Here is a 15,992-nt window from a genome sequence, read left to right on the forward strand (position 1 = left end):
GTTACCAAGCGTCCTCGAAAGTTGCCCATCAGGTCGGGAACTTAGCCCGTTACCTGGTGCGGCTGGCCCGTAATCGACGGGTCGACGTCGCGTGGGTGCTCGGTGTTCATGCATCGGTCCGTGGGGCCTTGGTTGCGTTTAAAGGTAATCCTCTCGGATGTCCTTGGTCTCGCGGGCCGTTGACTCCTTTGTACTCCTGTCCTGGGGTAAGCGGAAGTGCTGGCACTACTTCTTTACTTTTAGGTTCAAATAAGGGTGAATCGGGCACGTGAGGTCCGGCGGCGGCTCACGAACCACACGAGGCCCGCGGTGGCCGCTGCGGCACCCACGGCCGCCGCCGCGACGAGCGCGGGGCGGGACGGCCCCTGGCGCCGCTCCTTGAGCCGTACCGGCCGGTGGAAGTCGAGAATCGGCCACTCGCGCGCGAGAGCCTCGCGGCGCAGTGCGCGATCGGGGTTCACCGCGTGCGGATACCCCACGGTTTCGAGCATGGGGAGGTCTGTCGCCGAGTCGCTGTAGGCGTGGCAGCGGTCGAGGTCGTACCCCTCGGAGTCCGCGAGCTCCTTGATCGCGGCCGCCTTGGTGGGGCCGTAGGCGTAGTACTCCACCTCGCCGGTGAAGCAGCCGTCGTCGCCGACCACCATCCGGGTCGCCACCACCCGGTCCGCGCCGAGCAGTTCGCCGATCGGCTCGACGACCTCCGCGCCCGAGGTGGAGACGATGACGACGTCCCGGCCTGCGGTGTGGTGCTCCTCGATGAGGGACGCCGCTTCGTCGTAGATGATCGGGTCGATCAGGTCGTGCAGCGTCTCGGCGACGATTTCCTTGACCTGCTGCACGTTCCATCCGCGGCAGAGCGCGGACAGGTACTCGCGCATCCGCTCCATCTGGTCGTGGTCGGCTCCGCCGGCGAGGAAGACGAACTGTGCATATGCGGTTCGGAGTACCGCCCTGCGGTTGATCAGCCCGCCTTGGTAGAACGACTTGCTGAAGGTGAGTGTGCTCGACTTCGCAATGACCGTCTTGTCCAGGTCAAAGAAGGCGGCTGTGCGAGGCAAGGAGTGGTTTTCCACGAGGCCGAGCATAGGCGCCCACCATTCGGCGTAAGGTGAGGCGCGTGGGTTTGCCTGAGAAGGCTCTCGGGTACACCATGGAAGTCACGGATCGTTCGCGACCGTGCTAACCCGGTCTGGCTCCTCCCCCCCCGAGTCGGACCGTGGGGACGACCCCCGCTCTCCCCCCCGGCGGGGGTCGTCGCATGTCCGGATGGGTTTTCAGGGCCTCTTCCAACCCTCATCTGATCGCCTGGCGCCTTCTGGCAGCCGTTCCGGCGATCTTTTTTCATGCCCAAGATCCGTCACTGTGCGTAGTCGTCAGGCTGCTCTGCGGAAGTCTTCGGGATGTCACCGGTATGGGTGAAGGGGATATTCACAGACCCTGTCTTGTCCACAGTTATTGACCAAGATCCACACGTTATCCCGGATCGCTGCACGCTGATTCCGCTCGTTCTGCACGCGAAGTTCATGGCCGGATTGCTTTGGCCGGCTCATCGCTGATGTGGAACGCGGCATTCAACGGGCTTGCAGTGAGAGGGGGCTGGAGATCGTGGCTGGAGTGATTACACGTGAAGGGCCGCCGTCGTCCGATGGACGGCAGGGCGGACCGCTGATCGTCACGGAAGATGTGGACCTGCTGGACGACCTGCTGCGGCTGTGCGCCGCGGCGGGGGCGCGGCCCGAGGTGCAGCACGGCGTGCCGGAGCGCAGAGGCGGCTGGGACGCGGCGCCCCTGGTCCTGGTCGGGGACGACGCGGTGGACCGGGTGCGGGGCGCCGTGCGCAGGCGCGGTGTCGTGCTGGTCGGGCGGGACCAGGACGACTCGGGGGTCTGGCAGCGCGCGGTGGAGATCGGTGCCGATCACGTGCTGGTCCTGCCCGACGGCGAGCGATGGCTCGTGGACCGCATCGCCGATGTCGCCGAGGGCGTGGGGCGGCCCGCGCTCACGGTGGGAGTGATCGGCGGGAGCGGGGGAGCAGGCGCCTCGACGCTGGCCTGCGCGCTGGCCGTCACGGCGGCCCGCGCGGGGCGGCGCACGATGCTCGTGGACGCCGACCCGCTCGGCGGCGGGCTCGATGTGCTGCTCGGCGGCGAAGCTGCCGACGGACTCCGCTGGCCCGCCTTCGCGCAGTCCAGGGGCCGTGTCGGCGGGGGCGCGCTCGAGGAGTCGCTGCCCGAGCTGCATTCCCTGCGGGTCCTGAGCTGGGATCGGGGCGACGCGGTGGTCATCGCGCCCGAGGCCATGCGGGCGGTGATCGCCGCGGCCCGCAGGCGGGGCGGGGTGGTGGTCGTGGATCTGCCGCGCCGCGTGGACGAAGGAGTGGCCGAGGCGCTTGCCCAGGTGGATCTGGGGCTCCTGGTGGTGCCCGCGGAGCTGCGCGCGGTGGCGGGGGCCAGGCGGGTCGCTTCGGCGGCGGGGATGGTGCTGCGGGACCTGCGGGCGGTGGTCGGCAGGGGCGGCGCCGGGCGCGCGGGAGGCGGCGGAATCGACGGCTTCGGTGGATTCGACGCGGAGGAGGTCGCGCGGCTCGTCGGGCTGCCACTCGTCGGGGAACTGCCGAGGGAGCCGGGCCTGTTGGCCGCGCAGGCCGGAGGAATGCCGCCCGGAGGCGTCGCGCGAGGGCCGCTGGCGCGGTTCTGCACGGCCTTCTGGGACCGCGTTCCGGTCGACGCCACCGGAGGCGGCTCATGAGCGCCGTCGTCGGGGCCAGGATGCTGGACGGGGTGCGTCAGTGGCTCGCGGAGAACGGGACGGAGCCGACCCCGGCCCGCGTGGCCGAGGCGCTGCGCGCCCAGGGCAGAGTGCTCGGTGACGCGGAAGTCCTGGGCGCGGCGGCGCGGCTGCGATCGGAGCTGGTGGGCGCGGGGCCCCTGGAGACATTGCTCGCGGACGACTCGGTGACCGATGTGCTGGTGTCCGCGCCCGACCGGGTGTGGGTGGACCGCGGCGGGGGCCTGGAGCTGACCAGCGTGTCCTTCGAGGACGCGGCGGCGGTGCGGCGGCTGGCGCAGCGGCTCGCGGCCGTGGCAGGGCGCAGGCTCGACGACGCCAGGCCCTGGGTGGACGCACGGCTCCCGGACGGCACCCGCCTCCACGCCGTGCTGCCCCCGGTCGCCGTCGGGTCGACCTGCCTCTCCCTGCGTGTCGTACGGCCCCGGGCCTTCACCCTCGCGGAACTGACCGCGGCGGGGACGGTGCCGCCGGGCGGCGACCGATTGCTGAGGGCGCTGCTCGACGCCCGGCTCTCCTACTTGATCAGTGGCGGGACGGGATCGGGCAAGACGACGCTGCTGAGCGCGCTCCTCGGTCTCGTCGGGCCGGGGGAGCGGATCGTGCTCGCCGAGGATTCGGCGGAGCTGCGCCCGGATCACCCGCATGTGGTGCGCCTGGAGGCCAGGCCAGCGAACCAGGAGGGGGCCGGTCAGGTCGGCCTGGACGTCCTGGTGCGGCAGGCGCTGCGGATGCGCCCCGACCGGCTGGTCGTGGGCGAAGTGCGGGGCGCGGAGGTGGTCCATCTTCTGGCCGCTCTGAACACGGGCCATGAGGGCGGCTGCGGCACGGTCCACGCCAACGCCGCGGGGGACGTGCCCGCCCGCCTGGAGGCGCTGGGGACGGCGGCAGGACTCGACCGCGCCGCTCTGCACAGTCAGCTGGCGGCCGCTTTGTCCGTGGTGCTCCATCTCGTACGGGACCGGGCCGGTCGGCGGCGGATCGCCGAGGTGCATGTCCTGGAACGCGATGCGTCGGGCCTCGTGGTGACGGTCCCTGCCCTGCGATGGGGCGAGAGGGAGTTTGTCCGGGAGCGTGGCTGGGAGCGGCTGAACTCGCTTTTGGTGAGCGGTGGTTGGAGTGGTGGGGGATGAGTGTGGCGGGGGTGGCGGCGGCAGTGTGTGCGGGAAGCGCGGCCTGGCTGGTGGTCGGGCGGGACCGAGGACGCCGGCGGACGCGGGCGGTGCTCGTGGGCGGCGGCGAGGCCGAGCCGGTGGCTTCGGCGTGGCGGAGGGCGGTGGGCCGCGCGGGCAGCCGGATGCGGCACGAGTGGTGGGCTCTGGCGGGCGGCGCGGTGGTCGCGCTGCTCGGGGATTCGGTACTGCCGCTGGTCCTGGGAGCGGCCGGGGTGCCGCTGATACGGCGCGTACGGCGAGGCAGGGACGCGCGGCTGGAAAGCGAGCGCCGGGCCACCGCGGTGATCGCGTTGTGCGGGGCGCTCGCGGGAGAGGTGCGGGCCGGGCGGCAGCCGGGAGAGGCACTGCGGGCCGCGGCGGTCGACCGGGGCCTCGGCCTCGGGCTCGGCGAGGCGCGGGCCGGCGTGCTGGCGGCGGCGCGGTTCGGCGGGGATGTTCCGGGGGCGCTTGAGGAGGCGGCGCGGGAGCCGGGGGCGCGGGGTCTTGTGGGGCTCGCGGCGTGCTGGCGGGTGGCGGTGGACCGCGGTGCGGGGCTCGCGGCGGGGCTTGAGCGGCTGGAGGGCGCGCTGCGGGCGGAGCGGGATCAACGGTCCGATCTTCGGGCCCAGTTGGCGGGAGCTCGGTCGACGGCGGTGATGCTCGCGGGGCTGCCGGTCCTCGGACTGCTCATGGGGAGCGCGCTGGGTGCGGCGCCCCTGCGGGTGTTGCTGCACACCGGGGCGGGGCTCGGGTGCCTGGCGGTGGGCGGGGCGTTGGAGGGGGTCGGCGTGTGGTGGGCGCTGCGGATCGTACGAGGGGCGGAGGAGCGATGAACCACGTTGTCCAGGAGCTGGGGGTGACCGTGTGGGGTGCGGTGGCCGTGCTGTGGCTGATGTCGGCTGCCCTTGCGGCGCGGCGTGAACGGGCGGTGCGGGGGCGTTCAGGGGTCGTACTGGGGGTGGCGGACCGGCTGCCAGGGGGCTCGCGGAGGCAGTGGTTCCGGTGGCGGGGCGCGGTGCGGGGGTGGGCGGCGGTGGCCGGGGCGGTGAGTGCCGGGTGGGTGCTGGTGGGCGGGGTTCCGGGGTGCCTGGTGGGGTTGGGTGCCGGGTACGGGGTGTGGCGTTGGTGGCGGGGGCGGGGCGCTCGCGTCGCCGAGTTCGACGCGGTGGAGGCGGCTCGGCAACTTCCCTTGGCAGCGGACCTGTTGGCGGCCTGCGTCGCTGCGGGGGCCGGGCCCGTCGTGGCCGCTCAGGCGGTCGGCGATGCCCTGAAGGGGCCTGTCGGGGAGCGGCTCGGGCAGGGGGCCGCGGAGGTGCGGCTCGGCGGTGAACCAGCCGACGCGTGGCGGAGGCTGGGCGCGATACCGGGCGCGGGAGCACTGGCTCGCCTCCTTGAGCGGGCGGGGGACTCGGGGGCTCCGGCGGCGGAGCCGGTGGCGCGCCTCGCCGCTGACTGCCGGGCGGAGCGGGGGCGCATGGCCACTGCGGCGGCGCGCAGGGCCGGAGTTCTGATGACGGCGCCGGTGGGGCTGTGCTTCTTGCCCGCGTTCATCGCGGTGGGAGTGCTGCCCGTGGTGATCGGCCTGGCGGGTGGGTTGTTGAGCGGCATCTGAGCAGCTCGACGTGTTGATGTCTCGATGACAGAACGTACGGAAATTTCACGGGGGTTGAGATGTGGGGACAGCTGTGTGCACGGGCACTGCGGCGCAAGGCGCGTGCGGTGCAAGGGGACGCGGGGATGGTCACTTCGGAGTACGCGATGGGACTGATCGCGGCGGTGGGGTTCGCCGGACTGCTCTACAAGGTGGTGACGAGCGGGCAGGTCAAGGCCGCGTTGCAGGCCGTCGTGGAGAAGGCGCTCGATGTCCAGTTCTGAGGGGGCGCGGGGCGGCCGGGGCCGTTGTGGGGACCGGGGGTTCGTGACGGCTGAGGCGGCCGTGGTGCTGCCCACGCTGGTGCTGTTCACGATGGCGCTGGTCTGGGCGTTGCTGACCGCCTCCGCGCAGATCCAGTGCGTGGACGCGGCGCGGGCCGGGGCGCGCGCGATGGCCCGGCAGGACCCCGAGAGCGCGGCGGTGGCGGCGGCTCGGCAGGCGGCGCCGCGTGGAGCGGAGGTGGCCGTGCGGCGTGACGGCGACCTGGTGCGGGTGGAGGTCGTGGCGGACTCGCCGGGTCCTGAGGCACTGGGGCTCGGGCTGCGGGTGCGGTCGGAGGCGGTGGCGTTGGCGGAGGAGACGGTGGGGGTGGGCGCATGAGGGGGTGGGCCGGCTGCCGAGCTGCCGGACCGGCATCGGACCGGGGAGCGGCCACGGTGTGGGTCGTCGTCGTGATGGCCGTGCTGTGCGTGGTCTGTGGCGCGGTGCTCGCGATGGGGCAGGTGATCGTCGCCCGCCACCGAGCGGGCGGCGCCGCCGACTTGGCGGCGCTCGCAGCCGCGGACCACTGGATGGAGGGGCGCTCCGGGGCGTGCGCGAGGGCCGGGCGGGTGGCCGAGGCGCAGGGGACGCGTCTGGTGCGGTGCGCAGTGCACGGCGAGATCGCGGACGCCACTGCGGAGGCCGGCTTCGGCCCGTTCATGACGGAGGTCAGATCCAGGGCGGGCCCGGCGGGCCCGATTGCGCCAGGCCCGGCTCCGGACCCGGGGGCAGGTGCTGTGGCGCACGCCGGGCGACACCCGGACGTGCGGTCGGCGCGAGCTGCCCCAGGCCCGTCAGGCCCCCTTGTGGCCCCTGCTGAGGAGAGCCCTGAGGCGCGGGCGGGGCGCTCTGCCGGGCGGCGACCGGGTGCGTACGCGGCGCCGCTGAGGCCGCCGGAAGCGAGCTCCGCAGCGGTCGACCGAGGCCCCTCAGGGGGTGGGGGCGTCCTTGAGGAGGGTGGTGAGGAGGCGGATCGCGCCGCGTTTGTGCAGGGGGTCGTTGCCGTTGCCGCATTTCGGGGACTGGATGCAGGAGGGGCAGCCGGCCTCGCACTCGCAGGAGGCGATGGCCTGGCGGGTGGCGGTCAGCCATTCGCGGGCCGTGTGGAAGGCCCGCTCGGCGAAGCCCGCCCCGCCGGGGTGGCCGTCGTACACGAAGACGGTCGGCAGGAGCGTGTCCGGATGCAGCGGCACGGAGACGCCGCCGATGTCCCACCGGTCGCAGGTCGCGAAGAGCGGCAGCATGCCGATGGAGGCGTGCTCGGCGGCGTGCAGGGCGCCGCCGAGGATCTCCGGATTGACGCGGGCGGCGTCCAGCTGGTCCTCGGTGACCGTCCACCAGACCGCGCGGGTGCGCAGCGTGCGGGGCGGCAGATCCAGCTTGGTCTCGCCGAGCACCTCGCCGGTGATCAGCTTGCGGCGCAGGAAGGAGACGACCTGGTTGGTGACCTCGACGGAGCCGTAGCAGAGGCGGCCCGAGCCCCAGGGGATCTCGGTGTCCGTTTCCAGGATGGAGATGGCCGTCGTGTCGCGGGCGGTCGTGGAGTACGGCGGACCGGCCTCCTCGACCAGGGCGACCGAGTCCTCCAGGTCAAGGCGGCGCACGAGATACGTGCGGCCCTGGTGGAGGTGGACCGCGCCCTCGTGGACGGCGGTGTGCGCGGCGGACTCGTCGACGGTGCCGAGCAGCCGCCCCGTGCCCTCCTCGACGATCTGGATGGGCTTCCCGCCCTCGCCGCGGATGTCGGTGAGGTCGGCCGCCCGCTCCCTGCGGGTCCAGTGCCAGGCCTTCGTGCGGCGGCGCAGCAGCTTCGCGGCCTCCAGCTGCGGGAGCAGGTCCTCGGCGGCCGGGCCGAAGAGCGCCAAGTCGTCGTCCGTGAGCGGGAGTTCCGCGGCGGCCGCGCAGAGGTGGGGCGCGAGGACGTACGGATTGTCGGGGTCGAGGACCGTCGACTCCACCGGCTGGTCGAACAGCGCTTCGGGGTGGTGGACGAGATACGTGTCCAGCGGGTCGTCGCGGGCGACGAGGATGGCCAGCGCGCCCTGCCCGGAGCGTCCCGCACGCCCCGCCTGTTGCCAGAGCGAGGCGCGGGTCCCCGGATAGCCGCAGATGATCACGGCGTCCAACCCGGAGACGTCCACGCCGAGTTCGAGGGCGGTGGTGGCCGCGAGGCCGAGGAGTTCCCCGGAGTGCAGGGCCCGCTCCAGGGCGCGGCGTTCCTCGGGGAGATATCCACCCCGGTAGGCGGCCACGCGGCGGGCGAGGGAGCGGTCGACCTCGGCGAGGCGTTCCTGGGCGATCACCGCGATCAGCTCGGCGCCGCGCCGGGACCGTACGAAGGCGACTGAGCGGACGCCCTGGACGGCCAGGTCGGTCAGGAGGTCCGCCGTCTCGGCGGTGGCGGTGCGGCGGACGGGGGCACCCTTCTCGCCGTGGAGATCGGTGAGCGGGGGTTCCCAGAGGGCGAAGACGAGGTCGCCGCGGGGTGAGGCGTCGTCGGCGACCTCCTTCACCGGGAGCCCGGTGAGGCGTTCCGCGGCGATGGCGGGGTCGGCGGAGGTGGCGGAGGCGAGGAGGAAGACGGGGTCGGAGCCGTAGCGGGCGCAGAGGCGGCGCAGGCGGCGCAGGACCTGGGCGACGTGCGAGCCGAAGACGCCGCGGTAGGTGTGGCACTCGTCGATGACGACATAGCGCAGGGCGCGCAGGAAGGAGGACCAGCGGGGGTGGGACGGGAGTATCCCGCGGTGCAGCATGTCGGGATTGGTCAGGACGTAGTTGGCGTACTGACGTACCCATTCGCGTTCTTCGACGGGGGTGTCGCCGTCGTACACGGCGGGGCGGACCGCGTTGCCCAGCGGCGCGGCGAGCTCGCGCACGGCGCGGCGCTGGTCGGCGGCCAACGCCTTCGTCGGGGCCAGGTACAGCGCGGTCGCGCCGCGGCCGTTCGGGGCCTCCGAGCCGTCCAGGAGGGCCGAGAGCACGGGCGTGAGGTACGCCAGCGACTTTCCCGAGGCGGTGCCGGTGGCGACGATGACCGACTCGCCGTCCAGGGCGTGCTCGGCGGCGAGTGCCTGGTGGGCCCAGGGATGCTCGATCCCGGCCGATTGGACCGCGGCGACGACTTCCGAACGGATGCGATCAGGCCAGACTGCATATCGAGCCTCGCGCGGGGGCAAGTGCTCCGTATGAGTGACGCGCGAAGCACGGCTCGGCCCCGCGGTGAGCCGGTCCAGGACCGTCCGTGGAGACGTGCGTACCGGGGCGCCCGTGGAGGGTCCTCCCGGCGGAGAAAAGTTGGCCATCGGCACCGAGTGTGTCACTGGCGGGATGGACAATGGTCCCAAGGCGTCGTGCACGCCTGCCTGTAAGTGATTGAATGCCATCGCGGCTGGCGATCCGTCCTGGGGGCTCTGCCGAGGTGTCCCGAGGGATGACCGCTCGATAGCAAGGTGCTGGAGGATCCGTGGACCTGTCCCTGTCGACCCGTACCGTCGGCGATCGTACGGTCGTCGAGGTCGGTGGCGAAATCGATGTTTATACCGCGCCCAAGTTGCGCGAACAGTTGGTCGAGTTGGTGAACGACGGCAGTTTCCACCTGGTCGTCGACATGGAGGGCGTGGACTTCCTCGACTCCACCGGGCTCGGCGTGCTGGTCGGCGGCCTGAAGCGGGTGCGTGCCCATGAGGGCTCGCTGCGCCTGGTCTGCAACCAGGAACGTATTTTGAAGATCTTCCGCATCACCGGCCTGACCAAGGTGTTCCCCATTCACACCTCGGTCGAGGAAGCGGTCGCGGCCACCGACTGAGAGCCGGATGTCCCGGGTCGGCTGCTTGCTCGGCCCGGGAGTGGCAGAACAGCAGGGGACCGGGCCCTCGGCCCGGCCCCCTGACAGCACGCGCGTATGTCCGAGGGGGATGCATGGCCACCGTTGAACTCCGCTTCAGCGCGCTGCCCGAGCACGTCAGGACCGCTCGGCTCGTGGCGGCGGCGGTCGCGCGCAGGGCCGGAGTGGACGAGGCCGTCCTCGACGAGGTCAGACTCGCTGTCGGCGAGGCCTGCACGCGTGCCGTGGGGCTGCACCAGAGCAACGGCGTGTCGGCGCCGGTGCGGGTCGCCTTGATCGAGGACGAGAAGCAGTTCTCCATCGAGGTGGGCGACGAGGCACCCCACGCGACTCCCGGCGACCGGGCACCCGGTTCGGGGTCCGGTGGGGCCGACGATCTGGAGGCCGAGGGTGAGGACGAGATGGGTCTCGCCGTCATCAGCGGGCTAGTGGACGACGTGGAGGTCACCGCAGGCGAGGGCGGCGGTCTCATCCGGATGACGTGGCCGACGGCCCCGGCGCCGCTTCTCTGATCCGGCGAGCTTCGGCTCTGCCCCGCCAGACCAAGGTCTTGCTCCCGGTTCGGGAGCAGGGCCTTTTTCTTTTCTGATCATTGCCCCGGTCAATTGCCTCGGGACTGCCAGGTGCCGTCAACGGTTTTGGGGCATTACCGCTTTCGGGGTCAATCTGTGGTCGCGATCATTTGCTGGGGAGCAATCTCGCGCCAATTCCGTTTGCGGCACTCTGTTTTGATCAGGTTCCGCTACCTACAATCCGTCCACATCTTGAGCTCACCCCAGGCGTCAAGGAGGACGAATGGCGGGGCTTTCTACCCCTCATCAGTTTGACCACCCCTCAACCTTCGCAGCCGCAGTACTGACCGACGACAATCGCCTCATCGTGATGGTCATCGCGGCCGTCGCGGTGGCGGCCCTCGCGGTCGCCTGGGTGCTCGTACGCCAGGTGCTCGCGGCCGACGAGGGCACCGACAGCATGAAGAAGATCGCGAAGGCGATCCAGGAGGGCGCCAATGCCTATCTGGGCAGGCAGTTGCGCACTCTCGGTGTTTTCGCCGTCGTGGTGTTCTTCCTGCTCATGCTGCTGCCCGCAGACGACTGGAATCAGCGTGCCGGCCGATCGATCTTCTTCTTGATCGGTGCGGTGTTCTCGGCGACCACCGGCTATATCGGCATGTGGCTCGCCGTACGCAGCAATGTGCGTGTGGCGGCAGCCGCACGAGAGGCCACGCCTGCGGAAGGTGAACCCGAAAAGGATCTCACCGCTGTTTCGCACAAGGCCATGAAGATCGCTTTCCGCACGGGCGGCGTTGTCGGCATGTTCACGGTGGGGCTCGGTCTTCTGGGCGCCTCCTGTGTGGTGCTCGTCTACGCGGCCGACGCGCCGAAGGTCCTGGAGGGCTTCGGCCTCGGGGCGGCGCTGATCGCGATGTTCATGCGTGTGGGCGGCGGCATCTTCACCAAGGCCGCCGACGTCGGCGCCGACCTGGTCGGCAAGGTCGAGCAGGGCATTCCTGAGGACGACCCGAGGAATGCCGCGACCATCGCCGACAACGTGGGCGACAACGTCGGCGACTGCGCGGGAATGGCCGCCGACCTCTTCGAGTCGTACGCGGTGACCCTGGTCGCCGCGCTGATCCTCGGCAAGGTCGCGTTCGGCGACTCCGGACTCGCCTTCCCGCTGATCGTTCCGGCGATCGGCGTCGTGACGGCGATGATCGGGATCTTCGCGGTGGCGCCACGGCGCTCCGACCGCAGCGGGATGACCGCCATCAACCGCGGATTCTTCATCTCGGCGATCATTTCGCTGGTGCTCGTGGCCGCGGCGGTCTTCGTCTACCTGCCGTCGTCGTACGCGGACCTGGACGGCGTAACGGACGCGGCGATCGCGGCTCACGACGGAGACCCGCGGGTTCTCGCGGTCGTCGCCGTCGCGATCGGCATCGTCATGGCAGCGCTGATCCAGCAGCTCACCGGGTACTTCACGGAGACCACCCGGCGGCCGGTGAAGGACATCGGCAAGACGTCGCTCACCGGTCCGGCCACCGTCGTCCTGGCAGGCATCTCGATCGGCCTCGAATCGGCCGTCTACACCGCGCTCCTGATCGGGCTCGGCGTGTACGGGGCGTTCCTGCTCGGCGGTACGTCGATCATGCTCGCCCTGTTCGCGGTGGCGCTCGCCGGAACCGGCCTGCTCACCACGGTCGGCGTGATCGTCGCCATGGACACCTTCGGTCCGGTCTCCGACAACGCGCAGGGCATCGCCGAGATGTCCGGTGACGTCGAGGGCGCCGGCGCGCAGGTGCTCACCGACCTGGACGCCGTCGGCAACACCACCAAGGCCATCACCAAGGGCATCGCCATCGCCACGGCCGTCCTCGCCGCCTCGGCGCTCTTCGGCTCGTATCGCGACGCCATCGCGACCGCGGCCAAGGACGTCGGCGAGAAAATGGGCGACGGCGCCCCGATGAACCTCGTGATGGACATCTCTCAGCCCAACAACCTGGTCGGCCTGATCCTGGGCGCCGCGGTCGTCTTCCTCTTCTCGGGGCTTGCGATCAACGCGGTGTCGCGGTCGGCCGGAGCGGTGGTCTACGAAGTGCGGCGGCAGTTCCGCGAGCACCCCGGGATCATGGATTACTCCGAGGAACCGGAGTACGGGCGCGTCGTCGACATCTGCACCAAGGACGCGCTGCGCGAGCTGGCCACGCCAGGTCTGCTCGCCGTGCTCACGCCGATCGCGGTCGGCTTCTCGCTCGGCGTCGGCGCGCTCGGCTCGTTCCTGGCGGGCGCGATCGGCACGGGCACGCTCATGGCGGTCTTCCTCGCCAACTCCGGGGGCGCCTGGGACAACGCGAAGAAACTCGTCGAGGACGGCCACCACGGCGGCAAGGGCAGTGAGGCCCATGCCGCTGTGGTGATCGGTGACACCGTCGGTGACCCGTTCAAGGACACCGCGGGACCGGCGATCAACCCGCTCCTGAAGGTGATGAACCTGGTGGCGCTGCTCATCGCGCCCGCGGTCGTCCAGTTCAGCTACGGGGACGACGCGAGCGCGGGGGTGCGGGCAGTGATCGCCGTGCTCTCGATCCTGGTCATCATCGGCGCGGTGTACGTCTCCAAGAGGCGGGGCATCGCCGTGGGCGACGAGGAGGCGGGTGGTGCGGAACGGGTAGGCAAACCGGCTGACCCGGCAACCGTGGTCTCGTAACACCGGGTCAGACTCTGCCCAACACAGGGGCGGGCGGCGCGTTTTGACGCGGCGTCCGCCCTTCGTGCACCCGGTGAATGTCTCGTGAGCCTTCTCTCGCGCTCTCTGCTTGGTGCAAATGGCTTCAATAGGGGTGGTACCGGACCCCCGGCATGCGGTTGTAGCCCAGTTGGCGTGTAAGTTCCGGGGCCGAGAGCCATGGAAGGGACCAATCCGGTGAACAAGAAGCTTGCAGCCGCACTGTCCGGCGGTGCGGTACTGGTACTGGCGCTGTCGGGCTGCAGCGACGACGGCAACGAGAAGCTGGACTCCTGGGCCAAGGACGTCTGTGACTCGGTTCAGCCGCAGTCGAAGAAGATCGCTGCCGCCAACGCGGCGATCCAGAAGGAGACCTCGGACAACAGCTCGCCGGAGGACGTCCAGAAGACCGACTCCAAGGCGTTCCAGGACATGTCCGACGCCTACAAGGCGATGGGCGCCGCGGTGAAGGACGCGGGCGCCCCGCCGGTCGACGGCGGCCAGAAGAAGACCGACGACGCGGTCAAGGAACTGAACGCCATCTCCAAGTCGTACGGCGACCTGAAGAAGAAGGTCGACGGCCTGGACACCAAGAACCAGGCGGACTTCGCGGACGGCCTCAAGACCGTCGCGGGGGAGCTGGACAAGCTGAGCAAGAGCGGCAACGAGGCGCTTGAGAAGTTGCAGGAGGGTGAGGTGGGCAAGGCGATGGGCAAGCAGGACAGCTGCAAGTCGGCTAGCGCTACGCCTTCCGCCGCCTAGGGGTTGCCCCCTTCTTCGACCTGCTGCCCCGGCCCATGGGGACCACCCCGGGCGCCGGGGCAGCGTTGCGTCTGGCTGTCCCGGCAGTGGTGGGCACGGCAGGTACCGCCCAGAACGCCGTATCGGGTCACAATGAGGGGGTGAGTATCGCTAGCGCCCCCCTGCCCTCGTCCGATCGTGCCGACGTCTCCGCCCAGTTGCGGGAAGCCCTGCTGGCGGCCGACTTCACCGCTGACGGGCTGCTCGAGCTGCTCGGGGCGCCTGCCTACACGGCTCTCGCGCGCAGCGAGACCGTGCCCGCGCTGCGGGCCACCCGCGGCGAAGGGCCGCTGGAGACGCTCGTACGGCTCTTCCTGTTGCAGCGTTCCGTGCCGCACGCGCGCGTGGCGGCCGTTCTGCCGGTCGGCCCTCTACTGGAGAGCGGTTGGCTGTCCGCGGCGGATGGTGAGGGCGCGCTGAAGGCCACCGTGGATGTGCGGCCCTACGGAGGGCCGGGCGGCGAGGACTGGTTCATCGTCTCGGACCTGGGGTGCGCGGTCGGCGGCGCCGGAGGCATCGGCAGCCATGACGAAGGGGTCGTACTCGGCGTCGGCGGGGCATCGACGACGCTCGCCGGGCTCACGGTGCGTACACCGGTGGCCAGCGCTCTCGACCTCGGCACCGGCTCCGGGATCCAGGCGTTGCACGCCGCGCAACACGCGACCCGGGTGACCGCGACCGACCTCAACCCCCGCGCGCTGCACGTCACACGGCTCACCCTCGCCCTGTCCGGTGCTCCCGAGGCGGACCTGCGGGAAGGCTCCCTCTTCGAACCCGTGGGCGATGAGACGTACGACCTGATCGTGTCCAATCCGCCCTTCGTGATCTCCCCCGGAGCGCGGCTCACCTACCGCGACGGCGGGATGGGCGGGGACGATCTGTGCCGGTCGCTCGTTCAGCAGGCGGGGGAGCGGTTGAACGAAGGGGGGTACGCGCACTTCCTGGCCAACTGGCAGCACGTGGACGGCGAGGAGTGGACCGAGCGGCTCCGTTCCTGGGTGCCGCGCGGGTGCGACGCGTGGATCGTGCAGCGTGAGGTGCAGGACGTCACGCAGTACGCCGAGCTGTGGCTGCGGGACGCCGGGGACCACCGCACGGACCCGGAGGAGTACGCGGCGCGGTACGACGCGTGGCTCGACGAGTTCGACGCACGCAAGACGCGCGCGATCGGGTTCGGGTGGATCACACTCCGCAAGTCCGGTGTGGCCGAGCCGTCCGTGACCATCGAGGAGTGGCCGCACCCCGTCGAACAGCCGCTGGGTGAGACGGTGCGGGAGTTCTTCGCGCGCCAGGACTTCCTGCGGGCGCACGACGACGCCGCGCTGCTTGCAGGGCACTTCAAGCTCGCGGACGAGGTCGTGCAGGAGCAGGTCGGGCTGCCCGGAGCCGAGGACCCGGAGCACGTCGTGCTGCGCCAGCACCGCGGGATGCGGCGGGCCACCAAGGTGGACACGGTGGGCGCGGGCTTCGCCGGTGTGTGCGACGGGACACTGAGTGCCGGGCGGATCCTCGACGCGATCGCCCAACTGGTGGGGGAGGACCCCGTATTGCTGCGGGACCGCACGCCCGCGCAGATCCGGCTCCTCGTAGAGCAGGGCTTTCTGGAGCCGGCCGGCGCGTAGAGGCACATCGCTCCTCAGCACATCGCTCATCGGCCCGTTGGCGGTACGCGTACGGCGTGTCTCGTACGTTTCGCGGACATCGGTCCCCCGTTGTGGGTGGGATGGAGGGACGTCTGCGACCGCTGGACGTACGGCCGGGCGCTCTCCGTTCACCCGGGGTTCGTACCCCGGATTCCCGGGCGTGCAAGTTTCCCGAAGCAGGGAACTCAAGTCGGGGAGGCAACGCCATGGAGAGTGGACCAGCGATCTTCGCAGGAACGGTGTTCGCGCTGTTCGGAGCGGGACTGCTGCTGTGGACCGGGGCACGGGTGGCGCACCGCTCGCCCGTCGCCGACGGTGTGAACCCTGTCGCATCGGCGACACTCGCCGCGCTCGCCGGATCGGGCGCACTGGTGCTCGGAGTGTGGTGTTTCACTCGGATGTGACCGGAAGGGGTCGGTGGCCTCAGGGCGCACACGGGCCGTAGGCCCGGCGCCGGTGCCGAGCCGGTCGTGAAGCCGGTGGTGAAAGGGCAGGTCGCCACTCCGGGCGGCAGGAATGGCGGTAGTCGGGTTACCGTTCGAGTGGCCGTTGCGGGCTTTTACCGTTTGACACGGGGGCGGGATGTACCGTCACACTCCGCAGCGTCAGCGCAACTCAAGCGC

The 15,992-nt window shown here is 71.0% G+C and carries 14 protein-coding genes and 1 pseudogene; 13 read left to right on the forward strand and 2 right to left on the reverse strand.

The features are described 5' to 3' along the window. Positions 1 to 245: 245 nt before the first annotated feature. Entirely contained in the window at positions 246 to 1,085 is an 840-nt protein-coding gene (locus E5671_RS25990) for an HAD family hydrolase (protein WP_160506340.1), read from the reverse strand. A gap of 520 nt (positions 1,086 to 1,605) precedes the next feature. On the opposite strand from E5671_RS25990, the gene ssd reads away from it, so the two are divergent. The 7 genes and pseudogenes from ssd to E5671_RS47815 all read left to right on the forward strand — a co-directional run. Further along, complete coding sequence (gene ssd, locus E5671_RS25995) at positions 1,606 to 2,748, forward strand: septum site-determining protein Ssd (RefSeq protein ID WP_160506341.1); 1,143 nt, start codon at positions 1,606 to 1,608, stop codon at positions 2,746 to 2,748. Next, positions 2,745 to 3,920: a TadA family conjugal transfer-associated ATPase gene (locus E5671_RS26000; protein WP_160506342.1), complete on the forward strand. Its 1,176-nt coding sequence runs from the start codon at positions 2,745 to 2,747 to the stop codon at positions 3,918 to 3,920. The genes ssd and E5671_RS26000 overlap by 4 nt, the downstream gene beginning before the upstream one ends. Next, positions 3,917 to 4,774 carry a type II secretion system F family protein gene (locus E5671_RS26005; protein ID WP_160506343.1) on the forward strand — a complete coding sequence of 286 codons (858 nt, stop codon included), beginning with the start codon at positions 3,917 to 3,919 and terminating at the stop codon, positions 4,772 to 4,774. Before E5671_RS26000 ends, E5671_RS26005 begins: the two co-directional genes overlap by 4 nt. Then, positions 4,771 to 5,553: a type II secretion system F family protein gene (locus E5671_RS26010; RefSeq protein ID WP_160506344.1), complete on the forward strand. Its 783-nt coding sequence runs from the start codon at positions 4,771 to 4,773 to the stop codon at positions 5,551 to 5,553. The genes E5671_RS26005 and E5671_RS26010 overlap by 4 nt, the downstream gene beginning before the upstream one ends. 59 nt (positions 5,554 to 5,612) lie before the next feature. Then, positions 5,613 to 5,816: a DUF4244 domain-containing protein gene (locus tag E5671_RS26015; protein ID WP_160506345.1), complete on the forward strand. Its 204-nt coding sequence runs from the start codon at positions 5,613 to 5,615 to the stop codon at positions 5,814 to 5,816. Further along, positions 5,803 to 6,195 carry a TadE family type IV pilus minor pilin gene (locus E5671_RS26020; protein WP_160506346.1) on the forward strand — a complete coding sequence of 131 codons (393 nt, stop codon included), beginning with the start codon at positions 5,803 to 5,805 and terminating at the stop codon, positions 6,193 to 6,195. The genes E5671_RS26015 and E5671_RS26020 overlap by 14 nt, the downstream gene beginning before the upstream one ends. 74 nt (positions 6,196 to 6,269) lie before the next feature. Beyond that, positions 6,270 to 6,485, forward strand: a pseudogene (locus tag E5671_RS47815) (Rv3654c family TadE-like protein); the annotation flags it as partial. Positions 6,486 to 6,785: 300 nt separating this feature from the next. Here E5671_RS47815 and E5671_RS26030 read toward each other — a convergent pair. After that, positions 6,786 to 9,239: a DEAD/DEAH box helicase gene (locus E5671_RS26030; protein ID WP_160506347.1), complete on the reverse strand. Its 2,454-nt coding sequence runs from the start codon at positions 9,237 to 9,239 to the stop codon at positions 6,786 to 6,788. Between the two features lie 80 nt (positions 9,240 to 9,319). Here E5671_RS26030 and bldG point away from each other — a divergent pair, with 80 nt between their 5' ends. The 6 genes from bldG (at position 9,320) to E5671_RS26060 (ending at position 15,773) form a co-directional block, all read left to right on the forward strand. Beyond that, positions 9,320 to 9,661 carry an anti-sigma factor antagonist BldG gene (bldG, locus tag E5671_RS26035; RefSeq protein WP_003975386.1) on the forward strand — a complete coding sequence of 114 codons (342 nt, stop codon included), beginning with the start codon at positions 9,320 to 9,322 and terminating at the stop codon, positions 9,659 to 9,661. 113 nt (positions 9,662 to 9,774) lie between these two features. Then, entirely contained in the window at positions 9,775 to 10,212 is a 438-nt protein-coding gene (locus tag E5671_RS26040) for an ATP-binding protein (RefSeq protein WP_160506348.1), read from the forward strand. A 283-nt stretch (positions 10,213 to 10,495) separates the two neighbouring features. Further along, positions 10,496 to 12,907, forward strand: coding sequence for a sodium-translocating pyrophosphatase (locus tag E5671_RS26045; RefSeq protein ID WP_160506349.1), 2,412 nt, complete (start codon positions 10,496 to 10,498; stop codon positions 12,905 to 12,907). 198 nt (positions 12,908 to 13,105) lie between these two features. Next, positions 13,106 to 13,687, forward strand: coding sequence for a small secreted protein (locus E5671_RS26050; RefSeq protein ID WP_160506350.1), 582 nt, complete (start codon positions 13,106 to 13,108; stop codon positions 13,685 to 13,687). Positions 13,688 to 13,827: 140 nt separating this feature from the next. Next, the gene (locus tag E5671_RS26055) at positions 13,828 to 15,348 is read left to right on the forward strand and encodes a DUF7059 domain-containing protein (protein ID WP_160506351.1); all 1,521 of its coding nucleotides are present in this window, start codon (positions 13,828 to 13,830) and stop codon (positions 15,346 to 15,348) included. Positions 15,349 to 15,575: 227 nt separating this feature from the next. Beyond that, positions 15,576 to 15,773, forward strand: coding sequence for a hypothetical protein (locus E5671_RS26060; protein ID WP_160506352.1), 198 nt, complete (start codon positions 15,576 to 15,578; stop codon positions 15,771 to 15,773). The last annotated feature ends 219 nt before the right edge of the window (positions 15,774 to 15,992 follow it).

The organism is Streptomyces sp. BA2, from assembly GCF_009769735.1.
Taxonomy (GTDB): Bacteria; Actinomycetota; Actinomycetes; order Streptomycetales; family Streptomycetaceae; genus Streptomyces.